This window comes from Streptomyces sp. NPDC048442 (assembly GCF_040651475.1).
Taxonomy (GTDB): domain Bacteria; phylum Actinomycetota; class Actinomycetes; order Streptomycetales; family Streptomycetaceae; genus Streptomyces.
On the sequence record NZ_JBEZKB010000006.1, the window covers coordinates 123,470 to 137,970 of the forward strand.

Sequence of the window (14,501 nt, forward strand, 5' to 3'; positions counted from 1 at the left end):
AAAACCCCAAGGGAACTATGTGGTGCGTCGTGCACGTACGGATCGGGTGACGGCCCACGCGAGAGAGGCCGCGCCGAGCAGCGCGACGACGATCTCCGGCGCGATGCCGACACGGGTGGCGGGGGTCAGCGAGGAGCGCAGCGGGACCTCGGCGACGAGAGCGTCAGGGGTGAACATCTTCGTCTGCTGGACGACCTTGCCGTCGGGCTGGATGACCGCGCTGACGCCGCTGGTGACGGGCACCAGCACGGCCCGGCCGTGCTCGGCGGCGCGCACCCGGCTCATGGCGAGCTGCTGGTAGGTCATCTCGCTGCGGCCGAAGGTGGCGTTGTTGCTGGGTACGGCGATGACCTGGCCGCCATGCACGACGGTGTCCCGTACCGCGTCGTCGAAGGCGGCCTCGTAACAGGTGACCAGGCCGACCTTGGTTCCCGCCATGTCGAAGACGCCGACCTTCTTGCCCGGCCCGAAGTCGCGGCGCACCCGGTCCACGTCGGAGCTGAAGATGCGGGCGAAGTCACGCATCGGCATGTACTCGCCGAACGGCTGTATGTGCCGCTTGTCGTACGTGTCGACGGGCCCGCGCTTCGGGTCCCACTGGATGAGGGTGTTGCGCAGGTTGCCGGTGTCCGGGGCGAGGACGGCGCCGATCGCGACGGGGACGCCGATCTTCCTGACGGCCTGATCGATGACGCCGCGGGCGTCGTAGTTGCGGTACGGGTCGAGGTCGGAGGAGTTCTCCGGCCACAGGACGAAGTCGGGCTGGGGTTCCTTGCGCGCCTTCACGTCCGCGGCGAGCTGCTCGGTGCGGCGGGCGTGGTTGTCGAGGACGGCGCGCCGCTGGTCGTTGAAGTCCAGCCCCAGGCGCGGCACGTTGCCCTGGATGAGGGCGACGGTGGCGGTGCCGTCCTCGGCGGAGTCGTCGAGGAGGGGGCGGGCGGCGAGCGACGCCACCAGGGGGACGAGAACGGCGAGTGCCGCTGTCACCAGGCCTGCCCGCGGGACGGCCCCCACCCGGCGGGGGGTGAGGCTGCGGTAGGTGACGAACTGGCGCACCGCCTCATAGAGGCCGAACCCGCACAGGGCGACGGCGAAGCCCAGCAGTGGCGTGCCGCCGAGCGCGGCCAGCGGCAGGAACACCCCGTCGGCCTGCCCGAAGGCGATCTTCCCCCAGGAGAAGCCCTCGAAGGGCAACCGGGCGCGCAGCCCCTCCCCCACGACCCACAGTCCGGCCGCCCACACCGGCCAGGCCGGCAGCTTCGACGTCGCGGCGACGCCCATGCCGACGAAGCCGAGGAACAGCGCCTCCAGGAGGGCGAGCGCGAGCCACGGCACGGGGCCGACCTCTTCACCCGTCCAGGACAGCAGCGGTACGAGGAAGGCGAGCCCGGACAGCAGGCCGAGCCCGAACCCGGCGCGCAGCCGCCGCCCGTGCATGGCCCAGCCGAGCAGGGCGAACGCGGGCAGTGCCAGCCACCACAGGGGTCGGGGCGGGAAGCTCGCGTAGAGCATCAGCCCGGCCAGGACGGCTGCGGCGGACCGCACCAGCCAGAGCCCTGGGCGGGGTGCGGCCGGGGCAGGTTCCGGCGGGGCTGCTGCGGGGGTGATGGTGGCGCTCACCCGGCGGAGTCTACGGTGGCGCTCCGGGGCGGGAGCAGGGCGGTCCCGTCATGCGGACGGCGGCAGTGGCGCTTGGTGCGGGTGCATGGCGACGCTTGCTGTGGGTGTGTGGCGACAGCTGTTGTCCCGTAAGCGATGCATCGTTTCTGCACGATGTTGTGAGATACGTCCACAAACCCCCGTCACTCCCGTTACCGTGTGCGCCGGTCCCTGCTGCACAGCCTGTCCCGGCCGGTGCGGGCAGGGCCGGTCACAGGTCGGGGGCGGCGGGGATGAACGTGCTGAGCGGCAGGCCCGCACCGGAGGGCGTGCGGGAGCCCCAGGACCGGAGCGGACTGACCGAGGTCGGGGGCGCCGTCGTGCTGGGCGGGTGCGCCGCCTGGTCGCTGATCTGCGCGGCCGGGCGGGACGCGCGCCCGGAGGGAGTGCTGCTCGCGGTGCTCGCGGTCGCCGCCGGGTACGCGTGCGGCCGGATTTTCGGCACGCTGCTCCCGGTGCTCGCAGCGACCGGGCTCTCGCTCGGCGCCCTCGGACTCGCGCTGGCGTCCCGGGAGGGCATGCCGGGTGCGATCGCCTCTCCGGCGCCGGGACACACGGGTGCCGCGGCGGCGCTGCTGGTGCTGGCCGCGGGTGCGGCGTGCATCGCGGCCGGGGCGGCGCGGGCTCCGCTGGTGCGGGTACTGCTGCGGCTGGTGGCTCTCGCCGTGGCCGCGGTGGCGCTCGCGCTGGGATCGGTGGCCGGGTTCGCGGCGGCGCTGGGGGTGCTGCTGTGCTCGCTCGCCGCGGTACGGATGCGGCGGAGACTGCTCGGCCTGGCGGGGCTCGTGGTGGCGGCGATGCTGGTCGCCGGGGCGTCGTGGGCGGTCGCGGAGGACGTACTTCCGGAGGGGCTGACCGTGTCCCTGCAGGGTCAGCTCACCCCGAACCGGGTGGGACTGTGGCAGGACGCGCTCGGCATGGCCAGGGAGAACCCGTTGCTCGGCGTGGGTCCCGACCGGTTCGGCGGGCTGAGCCGGGTCGCCCGCCAGAGCGTCAACTCGGACGGCAAGCCGCACTCGGCGCCGCTGCAGCAGGCGGCCGAGCAGGGGGTGGTCGGTGTGCTGCTGCTGGGCACGGCCTACTGCTGGCTGATGTACGGCCTGTGGCGCTCGCCCCGGGCCACCCCCGTCGTACTGACGGCGGGCGCCGCGCTGACGGCCCTGGCAGCCCTGGCGAGCATCGGCAACGCGCTGAGCTTCACCCCGGTGACGGCGGGCGCGGCACTGCTTGCGGGACTGGCCACGGCCAGACTCCAGCCCGGCGGCGTACCGGGCCCAGGTGTGCCGGACGCCAGGCGCCGGGCGAGCGGCTAGGGCCTGCCCGGCGGATCAGGCCGCATGGGGGAGTGACCTTGCGCTTTCACTACCGCTGAGCGGGGCATGGTGCGTGCAGCTGCAAGGCGGAGGATTGAGGCGACGCGGAGCGGATGGGGTCTCCCCTGCTCGAGCGAAGCCGAGAGCTTGGGGAAGATTGACGACAACGCCGTAGATGTGCGTGCCAGGGCACGCGACCGCGGCAAGATCCGCCGGACAGGCCCTAGGTGCCGGGCCTGCCGCCCGTCGTGTCGAGGCGGAGTCGGTCCCTGACCGCTCGGACCGCGCCGGCCGCGTCGTCGACGGTGACCGTGAACGTACGCCCGTCGCCCAGCCTCAGTACCAGGGCCTCGCCGCGGCGGACCACCACCGCCATACCCTGCTCGGGCCGCCAGCGGTAGCCCCAGCCGCCCCACTGGCGCGGGGTGACGCGCGGGGCGAACTCGGCGCCGATCACGTGCGAGAGCGGGATGCGGCGGCGCGGCAGTCCGATGTGACCGCAGCGCACCTCCAGGGCGTGGTCGTCGACCTTCACCGCGACGTGGACGAAGGCGAGCGTCCCGAAGATGATCAGCACGCCGGCGGCGACACAGCCGACGACCGCCATCAGGAGCGGAATGATGCCGGAAACCCACGAGGAGTCGACGGCCAGTTCGATGCCGAGCGCCAGGAATGCCGCGCCCGAGGCCGAGAGCAGCCACTGCACACGGTTCGTCGCGCGGCCGGTCCAGGTCTTCGCGGTGGGGGCGGGCTCACTCGGGAGACCGTCAGCCCTGGGGGGTTCCCTCATGCATAGCAGCGTACTCACGATCGGCTGTCATGGCAGCCAGCAGTCGGCCCTCGCTGTAGGCGAGGGCCGGGGCCGTGAGGCCTGCCGACAGCCGTCCGCTGAGGAGAACGGTGAGGTGGGAGGAGGGATCGGCGGCCGGGGCGGGCTCCGCGCCGGCCCGGCGAAGTGCCTGTGCCGCGACCGCATCCGCGGAGCCGAGCAGTACCAACGGAGTCGGGGCGTCCGGTTGCTGGAGAGCGGCCCGGATACGGTCCTCGACCAGTTCGTAATGGGTGCACCCCAGGACGACGGTCCTTACATCGGGCGGCGTGAGGGCGGCGGCGGCAGCCACCGCCCGGTCGATCCCCTCCTCGTCGGCGATCTCCAGGGCGTCCGCGAGACCGGGGCAGGGCACCTCGGTGACCTCGACGCCCGCCGCGAAGTCGCGGATCAGGCCGCGCTGGTAGGGGCTGCCGGTGGTGGCCGGGGTCGCCCAGATCGCGAAGGGGCCGCCGCCCACGGCTGCGGGCTTGATCGCGGGGACGGTGCCGATGACCGGGATCTGCGGCTCCAGCTCGGCGCGGATCGCGTCCAGCGCGTGCACGGTGGCGGTGTTGCAGCCGATGATCAGTGCGTCCGGCTTGTGCGCCGCGGCGGCCCTGGCGACGGCGAGGGCGTGCTCCGTGATGTCTTGGGGGGTACGTGGTCCCCAGGGCATCCCGTCGGGGTCGGAGGCGACGACCAGGTCTGCGTCGGGCCGCAGCCGGTGCACCGCTGCCGCCGCTGCCAGCAGGCCGATTCCGGAGTCCATGAGCGCGATCTTCACCCGGTCACCTTAGCCCGCGGCTCGAACACCCCGGCATCCTCCCGCCGGGCCCCCTCCTGCGGCAGACTGCGACGGGTGAGCGTCGTCGCGTGGATCGCTGTGGGATCGCTGACCGTCTGGCTGTGGCTGCTCCTCGGCCAGGGCTTCTTCTGGCGCACCGACCAGCGCCTGCCGCACCGGGCCGAGCCGCCCGAGGGGAAGTGGCCGTACGTCGCCGTCGTCGTGCCCGCGCGCGACGAGGCGGCGGTGCTGCCGGAGAGCCTGCCGTCGCTGCTCACCCAGGACTATCCGGGCGGCGCCGAGGTGATCCTGGTGGACGACGGGAGCAGCGACGGCACCGGGAAGCTGGCGCGCGCCCTGTCGGGGCGGTACGGCGGGCTGCCGCTGACGGTGGTCTCCCCCGGCGAGCCGGGCCCCGGCTGGACGGGGAAGCTGTGGGCGGTGCGGTACGGGATCGAGCTGGCTCGGGCCAGCAGCCCGGAGTACCTGCTGCTGACCGACGCCGACATCGCCCACGAGCCGGACAGCCTGCGGGAGCTGGTGGCCTCGGCCCGCGGCGGCGGCTTCGACATGGTGTCGCAGATGGCCCGGCTGCGCGTCGAGAGCTCCTGGGAGCGGCTCGTCGTCCCGGCCTTCGTGTACTTCTTCGCGCAGCTGTATCCGTTCCGGTGGATCAACCGCAAAGGGGCGCGGACGGCTGCGGCGGCGGGCGGGTGCGTACTGCTGCGCACGGAGACCGCGGAGCGTGCGCGGGTGCCGGAGTCGATCCGGGGTGCGGTGATCGACGACGTGGCGCTGGCCCGGGTCGTGCGGCGCGGCGGCGGGCGGATCTGGCTGGGGCTTGCCGAACGGGTGGACAGCGTGCGCCCCTACCCGGGGCTCGGTGATCTGTGGCGGATGGTGTCGCGCAGTGCGTACGCCCAGCTGCGGCACAACCCGTTGCTGCTGCTCGGGACGGTGGCCGGGATCGCGCTGGTGTACCTGGTGCCGCCGTACGCGCTGGGCGCCGGGCTGCTTACCGGTGACGCGGCGGCAGGGCGGGCGGGGCTCGCGGCGTGGGCGGTGATGACGGGGACGTATCTCCCGATGCTGCGCTACTACCGGCTCTCGCTCGCGACGGCGCCGCTGCTGCCGTTCACGGCGCTGCTGTACGCGCTGATGACGGTGGACTCGGCCGTGCAGCACTACCGGGGCCGGGGCGCGGCCTGGAAGGGGCGTACCTACGCCCGTCCCGAGGCCGCGCCGGACCGCTGAGCGACCCTCACTTCCGGCCGGGGGTCCAGTTCATGCCCCACCCGTAGGCCTGGTCGACCGTGCGCTGCGGGCTCACCCCGCGCTGCGGCACCAGGTACTGGGCCTCCCTGCGGACCGTGAGGTCGCCGTTCTCGTAGCTGATCAGGGCGAGGGCCGCGACGGTCGAGGGCACGGTGCACTCGTCGAGCGAGAAGTCGATCGGGGCGCCGTTGTGCGGGGTGAGGGTCACCGTGGCGTGCAGGTCGGCGAAGGAGCGCGCACCCTCATAGATGGTCACGAAGATGAGCACCCTGCGCAGTTGGGCCTTGTGGTCGAGGTTGACGGTGAGGTTCTCGCCCGAGGTGAGCGATCCGGTGCGGTCGTCGCCGTCGAGGTGGATGTACGGCGGCTGGTTGAGCGAGCCGAACGAGTTGCCCAGCGCCTGCACCACGCCCTTGCGGCCGTCGGTGAGTTCGTACAGGGCGCACAGGTCGAGGTCGAGGTCGGAGTGCTGGGCCATCGCCCGGCCGAGCTTGCTGCCCCAGCCCTTGAACTGCTTGCGGGACTCCCAGTTGAGGTTGACGCGCATCGCGCCGCCGGTGCCGCCCTGCTTGGCGAGGGAGACGGTCGGCGAGGCCTTGGTGAGCGTGACCTTGGTCAGCCGTACGGGGGCGGGCGCGGGGGCCGCCGGAGCGGGGGGCGGCGGCGCGGCCTGGGACGGCGCCGGCGCGGACGGCCAGGTGGGGGCCTGCGGGGCGACGTGAGTCGTCGGGGCCGCGGGCCACACTGGCGCGGAAGCAGGGGCCGGAGCGGGAGCGGGGGCAGGAGCCGGCGCGGGGGCAGATGCGGGGGCCGCCTGCTGCGGCTCGTCGACCGTGATGCCGTAGTCCGTCGCGAGCCCTTCGAGGCCGCTGCTGTAGCCCTGCCCCACCGCCCGGAACTTCCAGGCGCCCTGGCGCCGGTAGAGCTCACCGAGCACGAACGCCGTCTCGACGGTGGCGTCCTGACTGTCGAAGCGGGCGATCTCCACCCCGCTCGCCGCGTCCAGCACGCGTACGTACAGGCCGGGCACCTGTCCGAAGCTGCCGCTGTCGGCGGACGCGGCGAGCACCACGGTCTCGACGACGCCCTCCACACCCGCGAGGTCGACGGAAAGGGTGTCGGTCACCACCCCGTCACCGCCCGGCTTCTTGCCGTCGTGATGGACCGCTCCCGAGGCGTGCGCGGGCTGGTTGTAGAACACGAAGTCGGCGTCCGAGCGCACCCGGCCGCCGGTGAGCAGCAGCGCCGACGCGTCGACGTCGGGCACTCCGGGCCCGGACCTGCGGCCGACCTCGACCCTCACGGACTGTGCCGACACCGGCACATTGGTTCCCTTAAGCATGGACATGCTCGCCCCCATCACGAGTCGAAATAGACCGTTCCTTACACGATCCGAACGCTACAAGACGACCGATTTTCCCAAGTTCGCTCTGATTAGTGACCCGGAGCCACTCACAACCCGTAAAACAACCCTCTTATCGGGCTCCCCAACCAGAACATCTTGGGCTTAACTTATGTGCCATGACCTCCCCCCGCGCCACCTATGGCGGCGGCTACTATTCCGCCCCGTCCTTCCCGGACACCCCGATCTACGACTCCCTGGTCGCCGAGCGGGGTACGCCTCAGATCGCTCCGATCCGGGTGCCCGCCATGTACGACACCGGCAACAGCTATCTGCCCGCCCTGGCGTCCGCTCTTCCCGCGCTGCCGGCCGCGCCTTCGCACCCTCAGCCCGCGTACGGCTATCCCCAGCCCGCGCAGCAGCAGATGCCCGCGCAGTACCAGCAGGCGCCGCACCTCCAGCAGGCTCCCGTTCCGCAGCTGCAGAACGCGCCCGCGCCGTACATTCCGCAGCAGGCGGGCCCGCCGCGCGGCTACCCGGGCGCCCAGCCCCAGCAGATGCAGCGCCCCCAGCCGCAGCGCCCGGTCGCGCCGCAGGGGCAGCAGCCGCAGCGGCCCGTCGCCCCCGCCGGGTACGAGGCGATGCGTCCGGTCGCTCCCGCACCTGCCGCGGCGCCGTACGAGGACCCGTACAACCGCCAGTACCAGCAGGGCGGTCGGGGCTACTAGATACCGGCCGGGGGCTGCTGGAGGCACGAGCGCCGGAGGCGCACGGTGGGCTCGGACAGATGTCCGAGCCCACTGGCAGGATGGACCGCATGGCGAACTCTGTTCAGGCGTCGGTGCACTCGCTGCACGTCTATCCGGTGAAGGCGACGCGGGGCGCCGCACCCCGCGAGATGACGGTCGAGCCCTGGGGGCCTGCGGGGGACCGCAGATGGCTGCTGACCGATGCGTCGGGGAAGGGGATCACTCAGCGCGAGCACCCGAGGCTGGCGCTCGCCGCGTCCGAGCCGCTGCCGGACGGCGCAGTCCGGCTGTCCGCTCCCGGCCTCGTCCCACTGGAGGTGGCCGTCCCGGATCCCGTGCGGACCATGCCGGTGACGCTGTTCGGCGAGAAGTACGAGGCGGTGCCCGCCGGTTCGGCGGCCGACGCGTGGTGGAGCGCGTACCTGGGCACCGAGGCACGGCTGATGCACATGGACGACCCGGCGCACCGCCGCCCCGTCGAGCCCGACTTCGCACGCGAGGGCGAGACGGTGAGTTTCGCGGACGCCTTCCCGCTGCTCGTCACCACGCTGTCCTCGCTGGAAGCCCTCAACTCCCTGATCGCCCAGGGCGACATGCCGGACGAGGGTCCCCTTCCGATGAACCGGTTCCGGCCGAATGTGGTGCTGGACGGGACCGCCTCCTGGGCCGAGGACGGCTGGCGCCGGATCACCGTGGGCGAGGTCTCCTTCCGGGTGGCGAAACCGTGCGGACGCTGCGTCGTCACCACCACGGACCAGGCCACCTCCGCGCGCGGCAAGGAGCCGCTGCGCGCGCTCGCGAAGCACCGCAGGTTCGGCAGCCGGCTGGTCTTCGGCCAGTACCTGGTGCCGGAGGGTGCCGGAGTGCTGCGGATCGGTGACCCGGCGGTCTTCGAAGGCGCATAGAGTTCTGTCCCGATTCGGCCGAATGAGCACGCTCCTTCACGGGAACTCGCTGATGCGGCAGTCGCGTTGATCTGACGCGGAAGGGGCACGGGACTGTGCGGGCAGCAAAGGGGCCGTCGCGGGCGGCGCAGCGGACGCGGTCCGCCCGGAGGCGCGGGACGGCTTCGGGCGTGTGGCGCTGGCGGGACAGTCCGCTGTGCCGGAGCACCGATCTGGCGGAGGCCTGGGTGGCGCTGGCCGCGCTCCTGCTGATCGCCGTCGCCGCCCCGGCGGCCGGTCTGGCGGCCGGGTTGCGCGCGAACGCCTCCCTCCAGCACGCGGTGCGCGTCCAGCAGCAGGAGCGGCACAAGACGACGGGCGTGGTGCTGCGTCCGCTGCGCGAACAGCTCACCGAGGCCAAGGCGGGCGCCGCTTACCCGGGCCCCGTCGGTGTACTGGCCCGCTGGACCGCGCACGACGGCAGCAGGCACACCGGGCGGGCGACGACGCTCCGCAAAGCGGCGGCCCCCGGGGACACGTTCCCGCTGTGGACCGACGGCCGCGGCCGGATCGTCAACCGTCCCGTGGACGCTTCCACGGCCGCCGTCCAGGCCGCGCTCACGGGCCTCGGCGCGGCGGCCCTGACCGGGGGCCTCGCGCACTGCGCCGGGCTCCTGGTCGTACGGCGTCTCGTGCAACGGCGGTACGAGCGGCTCGACCGGGCGTGGGCGAAGGTCGGCCCCGAATGGGGCCGCACCGGCGCGGGCGGCTGACGCCGCCCGGACCGGTCAACTGCCGCTCCCCCCGCGCGCTACGGTGGTGCTGCGAGATCGACGCGAACAGCCGGACGTACGAGGTGGGGGCACGGCAACGCCATGGCACAGGGCACGGTCCAGGTGACGCACTCCGGCACTTCGAGGTGGCGGCGCCGCACGGGTGAGTACGACTCCCTCGCCGCCGCCCTGGAGGCCGCGGGGGACGGCGACGTCCTCACCATCGCCCCGGGTACGTACCGGGAGAACCTCGTCGTACGGCGCGCGGTGACGCTGCGCGCCCCCGAGGGCGGAGCCGGGTCGGTGCGGATCGCCCCGGTCGACGGCGTCGCGCTGACGGTGCGCGCCTCCGCCGTCGTCCAGGACCTGTGCCTGGAGGGCCAGGACTCGGCCGCGCCCACCCTGCTGATCGAGGACGGCACCCCGGAGCTGGAGGGCCTGCGCATCGTGACGCGCTCGGCCGTCGGCATCGAGGTGCGCGGCGGCGCCCGGCCGACGGTGCGGCGCTGCACGATCGACAACCCCGGCGGCGTCGGCATCGGCGTACTGGAGAACGCGGGCGGCCTCTTCGAGGACTGCGAGGTCGTCGCAGCGGGTCAGGCCGGCGTCTCGGTCAGCGGGGGTGCGCACCCCCGTCTGGAGCGGTGCAGGATCCATCACACCTCGGGCTCGGGGCTCACGGTGAGCGGCGAGGGCTCCGCCGTCGAGGCGATCGGCTGCGAGGTGTACGAGGTGCGGGGCACCGGCGTGCAGGTCACCTCGCGCGGCGCCGGGCACCTCAAGGAGTGTGCGGTGCACCGGACTTCGGCGGACGGTGTCACGCTCGACACGGACGCGGTGCTGACGCTGTCCGACTGCGACATCCACGACATCCCGGAGAACGCCGTCGATCTGCGCGGGCGCGCGGTGCTGACGCTGACGCGCTCGACGGTACGGCGCTTCGGCCGCAACGGCCTCTCGGTGTGGGACCCGGGCACCCGTGTGGACGCCAACGGCTGTGAGATCCACGACAGTACGGGCGACTACCCGGCGGTGTGGGTCAGTGACGGCGCCACCGTCGTCCTGGACTCCTGTCGCGTCCACGACGTACCGGACGCCGTCTTCGTCCTGGACCGGGGCTCGCGCGCCGACATCGTCGACAGCGACCTCTCCCAGGTGCGCAACACCGCCGTGTCGGTGAGCGACGGGGCGACCGCGCAGCTCGACGACTGCCGCATCAAAGAGGCGTCGACGGGTGCCTGGTTCCGCGACCACGGCAGCGGCGGCACCCTCGCGGGCTGCACGATCGACGCCGTGCAGACGGGCGTCATCGTCACCAAGGGCGCCGACCCCCGCATAGAACGGTGCACGGTCGTCTCCCCCGCCGAGTCCGGCTTCTACGTCTCCGCGGAGGGCCGCGGCACCTTCCACAACTGCCGGGTGACCGGCAGCAGCGGCTACGGCTTCCACGTGATGGACGGCTGCCGCACGACGCTGACGCGGTGCCGCACCGAGCGGTGTGCGCGCGGCGGTTACGAGTTCGCCGAGGACGGTCCCGTCGTCGAGGACTGCACCAGCGACGAGAGCGGCGCGAAGGCTTCTGCCGCGGCTGCCGCGCCGCCGCCGGTGGTCCTGACCGCCACCCAGTCCCCCGGCCTGCTCTCGAACATTCCCTCGCAGCCCGCGACGGCCGCCGCGCCCGAGCCTGCCAAGGAGCAGGCCCGTGCCTCGCAGGACGTGCTCGGTGAACTCGACGCGCTGGTGGGCCTGGAGAGCGTCAAGCGGGAGGTGCGCGCCCTCACGGACATGATCGAGGTCGGGCGCAGGCGGCAGGAGGCCGGCCTCAAGGCGGCGTCGGTGCGCCGGCACCTGGTGTTCACCGGGTCCCCCGGCACCGGCAAGACGACGGTGGCCCGGCTGTACGGCGAGATCCTGGCCTCCCTCGGGGTGCTGGAGCGCGGCCATCTCGTCGAGGTGTCCCGGGTGGACCTGGTGGGCGAGCACATCGGGTCGACGGCGATCCGCACCCAGGAGGCGTTCGACAGGGCACGCGGCGGGGTGCTGTTCATCGACGAGGCGTACGCGCTCTCTCCCGAGGACTCCGGCCGGGACTTCGGCAAGGAGGCCATCGACACCCTGGTGAAGCTGATGGAGGACCACCGGGAGGCGGTGGTGGTGATCGTGGCGGGCTACACCGTGGAAATGGAACGCTTCCTCACCGTCAACCCCGGTGTGGCGTCCCGTTTCTCACGGACCATCACCTTCTCCGACTACGAGCCGGACGAGCTGCTGCGGATCGTCGAGCAGCAGGCCGACGACCACGAGTACCGGCTCGGCACGGGCACGCCCGAGGCACTGTTGAAGTACTTCACGGCGCTGCCCAAGGGTCCCGCCTTCGGCAACGGCCGTACCGCCAGGCAGACTTTCGAGTCGATGGTGGAGCGGCACGCGGGCCGGGTCGCCCAGTTCACCGAGGTGTCCACGGACGACCTGACCCTGCTCTACCCGGACGACCTGCCCGAACTGCCCTGATCCGGCGCGTCATTGCTCTGCTGCCGGGGTAGCAACGGCTCCGGCAGCCGCTCCAGGAGCTTGTCGCGCTCGGCCGTGAACACCGGGTCCGCCTGGTAGTCGGAGTGGCCCAGGATCGGTGCGGGAAGCGGGTGTTCATGGGTGCGGCCGTACGCGAGCGGGTCGAGCAGTGCGTCGTGGTCCACCGGATGGAGGTCCTCGTCGGGCACGACGCGGACCGGGCCTCCTATCGGGTCGGTGTGCCGCCAGAGGTTGCGCCAGCAGTCCACCTCGTCGTGCAGCCCGCGCAGGCAGGAAGGCCCGAAGTAGGCCGGGAACCAGCGCCCGTACAGCCGCTCCAGCGGGGCGCCGTAGGTGAGCAGGGCGACCCGGCGGCGAGTGTGCTGCGGGAGCTGCCAGACGGCGGCCGCGGACAGGACGCTGCCCTGTGAGTGGCCGGAGATGACGAGGCGGCCCCGGGTGCGTTCGGTCCAGGTGGCCATCCGCCAGGTGAGATCGGGGACGGCGCGTTCCGCGTAGCAGGGCGGGGCGAAGGGATGGGCTGCGCGCGGCCAGAAGGTGCCGACGTCCCACAGGATGCCGATGGTGCGGCGGGCCTTGGGGTCGCGGTAGGCGCGCCGCCCCCAGGTGACGAAGAGCAGGAACCCGAAGCCGATCAGCCAGGAGCCGAGGGCCTGCGAGGTGTGTGCGACGGCTTCGACGGGCGTGGGCGTGCCCTTGGCGGCGCGGCCCGGCACCTCGTCGTACAGGTAGGCGCCGAGGAGCGCGACGGCGCCGAGCACCAGCGTCGCGCCGGACAGGGTGGCGATCATGCGGGGAGCATGGTCGGTGAGGGCGGCCGCGGCGCGAGTGAGGGCGATGCGGCCGGTGCGGACCGGATCGGGGTTCTCGCCCGGGTAGTCGGCTTCGACGCGGGCGGTCAGGGCACCGCGGGTGCGCCAGGTGCGGACGCCGTAGTGGAGGGCCAGCAGGAGCAGTACGAGCAGCAACGGCGGGATGACGGAGGCCTGCCAGGTCAGCAGGACGGGCGGGCCGATCACCGCTTCGCCGGGGCCGGTGGCCATGCCGGGGGTGCCGGGGCCGTCGAGCCAGTCGGCGACGCGCTGGGCGACGCCGCCGGACATGACGCCGCCGAGCTCGCAGGCCAGCATGGCGACTGCGGGTCCGGCGAGTCCGCGCATGGCGGTACGTGCGACGGGCGCGCGGCGGTGCAGGGCGAGCGCGACGACGGCGAGCCCCAGGACCAGTACCAGCTGAGCGAGCGTCAGCAGTCCGAACGCGCGCGGCCCGCCGGTGAGTTGGCCGTACGACTTCCAGCCGGGCCGGGACCAGCCGGCGTACAGCACGGCCAGGACGAGTGCGGTGAGCGCGGCGGCGGGCAGCAGGGCGACCAGGGCGCGGTCGAGGACCAGGTCGAAGCGGGACTCGCTGCGTCCGCGCCGGCAGATCACCCAGACGACCACGACGAAGCCGGCCGCGAGGATGCCCTGGAGTGCCCAACCGCACGCGTCCAGGGCCCAGTTGGCGGCCGACCGGTCGTAGCACGCGGTGGTCACGGTGAGGGCGGCGGCCACCACGATGAATCCGGCGGCGGTGTGCGCGGCCCGCAGCCGGGCGACGAGCCTGCGCCCGTACCAGAAGCCGGGCCGCCCGAGGGCCGGGACGACGCCGCCCTCGGGGTCGGCGGAGGCTTCGGCGGAGGCGGGCAGCGGCTGCTGGGACTCGTAGGCGCTCCAGGTGCGGTGCGAGAGGTACCAGAGCAGTCCGGTGAGGGCGGCGGGCACCAGGGCGGCCAGCGCGATGCGGCGTCCCGGCTGGCTCCACCAGCCGCCGTTGGCGGTGGACAGGAACCCGAGCCAGGACTTCTTCCCCGAGCAGGCGGCCGAGCCCGCGCACTGCCAGGCGGTGAGGTCCATGGCGACCTCGCAGGCGGCGGCGACCAGCAGGAAGGTGAGAGTGAGGGCCACGAGGCGGACCAGGACGCCGTAGATCCTTATGGTGCGGGCGTGGCCCTCGGTAGTGGGGCGCATCCAGTGGGCGAGGTTGACGACCATGAAGGGGAGCAGCAGGAGCCAGAGCGCCCGGATGCCGTTGCCCGAGGTGAGGTTGGACCAGACGTACGCCTCGGGAATCGGCTTGTCGCGGTAGTCGGCGGGCCGGTCCTCGGCGTCGGCGTCCACGGCGCGGCGGAAGACCGCGGCGGTGTTGTCGCCGGTGACGCGGACAGTGCGGGGGTCGCCGAGCATGTCCTGCGGGGTGGCACCGCCGACGCCGTGGACGAGGAGTTCGAGTGCGGGCACGGGGCCGTCGGCGAGGGGGCCTTCGGGGGCGTGCCGCTCCGGGGAGAGGGTGGCGAGGGTGTCCGGAGGGGGGCCGTCCGGAGCGGCGGGGACAGGGGGC

General features: G+C 73.1%; 11 protein-coding genes. 6 read left to right on the plus strand and 5 right to left on the minus strand.

From position 1 onward, the window contains the following. Nucleotides 1–15 precede the first annotated feature (15 nt). Nucleotides 16–1,620 (minus strand): apolipoprotein N-acyltransferase, encoded by a 1,605-nt coding sequence (gene lnt / locus AB0D18_RS11690; RefSeq protein ID WP_362415536.1) that lies wholly within the window; start codon nt 1,618–1,620, stop codon nt 16–18. 272 nt (nt 1,621–1,892) lie between these two features. Here lnt and AB0D18_RS11695 point away from each other — a divergent pair, with 272 nt between their 5' ends. Further along, nucleotides 1,893–2,972, plus strand: a complete 1,080-nt coding sequence (locus tag AB0D18_RS11695; RefSeq protein WP_362415538.1) for an O-antigen ligase family protein — start codon at nt 1,893–1,895, stop codon at nt 2,970–2,972. A gap of 223 nt (nt 2,973–3,195) precedes the next feature. Here AB0D18_RS11695 and AB0D18_RS11700 read toward each other — a convergent pair whose 3' ends face one another. Both AB0D18_RS11700 and AB0D18_RS11705 read right to left on the minus strand, forming a co-directional pair. Then, nucleotides 3,196–3,762, minus strand: a complete 567-nt coding sequence (locus AB0D18_RS11700) for a hypothetical protein (protein ID WP_362415540.1) — start codon at nt 3,760–3,762, stop codon at nt 3,196–3,198. Next, nucleotides 3,740–4,567, minus strand: coding sequence for an aspartate/glutamate racemase family protein (locus AB0D18_RS11705; protein ID WP_362415542.1), 828 nt, complete (start codon nt 4,565–4,567; stop codon nt 3,740–3,742). The genes AB0D18_RS11700 and AB0D18_RS11705 overlap by 23 nt, the downstream gene beginning before the upstream one ends. Before the next feature lie 75 nt (nt 4,568–4,642). On the opposite strand from AB0D18_RS11705, the gene AB0D18_RS11710 reads away from it, so the two are divergent. Continuing rightward, nucleotides 4,643–5,821 carry a glycosyltransferase gene (locus AB0D18_RS11710; protein WP_362415544.1) on the plus strand — a complete coding sequence of 393 codons (1,179 nt, stop codon included), beginning with the start codon at nt 4,643–4,645 and terminating at the stop codon, nt 5,819–5,821. 7 nt (nt 5,822–5,828) lie between these two features. Here the strand turns inward: AB0D18_RS11710 and AB0D18_RS11715 are convergent, their stop codons facing one another. Continuing rightward, nucleotides 5,829–7,202 carry a TerD family protein gene (locus AB0D18_RS11715; RefSeq protein ID WP_362415936.1) on the minus strand — a complete coding sequence of 458 codons (1,374 nt, stop codon included), beginning with the start codon at nt 7,200–7,202 and terminating at the stop codon, nt 5,829–5,831. 161 nt (nt 7,203–7,363) lie between these two features. Here AB0D18_RS11715 and AB0D18_RS11720 point away from each other — a divergent pair, with 161 nt between their 5' ends. From AB0D18_RS11720 to AB0D18_RS11735, 4 genes are all read left to right on the plus strand, one after another. Next, a complete protein-coding gene (locus AB0D18_RS11720; RefSeq protein WP_362415546.1) occupies nt 7,364–7,912 on the plus strand; it encodes a DUF6643 family protein in 549 nt (182 codons plus the stop codon). A gap of 89 nt (nt 7,913–8,001) precedes the next feature. Beyond that, nucleotides 8,002–8,838, plus strand: a complete 837-nt coding sequence (locus AB0D18_RS11725; protein WP_362415548.1) for an MOSC N-terminal beta barrel domain-containing protein — start codon at nt 8,002–8,004, stop codon at nt 8,836–8,838. A 95-nt stretch (nt 8,839–8,933) separates the two neighbouring features. Further along, nucleotides 8,934–9,590, plus strand: a complete 657-nt coding sequence (locus AB0D18_RS11730; RefSeq protein WP_362415550.1) for a hypothetical protein — start codon at nt 8,934–8,936, stop codon at nt 9,588–9,590. Nucleotides 9,591–9,692: 102 nt separating this feature from the next. Beyond that, entirely contained in the window at nt 9,693–12,101 is a 2,409-nt protein-coding gene (locus tag AB0D18_RS11735) for a right-handed parallel beta-helix repeat-containing protein (RefSeq protein ID WP_362415552.1), read from the plus strand. On the opposite strand, the gene AB0D18_RS11740 is transcribed toward AB0D18_RS11735, so the two are convergent. Further along, nucleotides 12,071–14,401: a hypothetical protein gene (locus AB0D18_RS11740; protein WP_362415938.1), complete on the minus strand. Its 2,331-nt coding sequence runs from the start codon at nt 14,399–14,401 to the stop codon at nt 12,071–12,073. The two genes, AB0D18_RS11735 and AB0D18_RS11740, sit on opposite strands and share 31 nt — an antisense overlap. Nucleotides 14,402–14,501 lie beyond the last annotated feature (100 nt).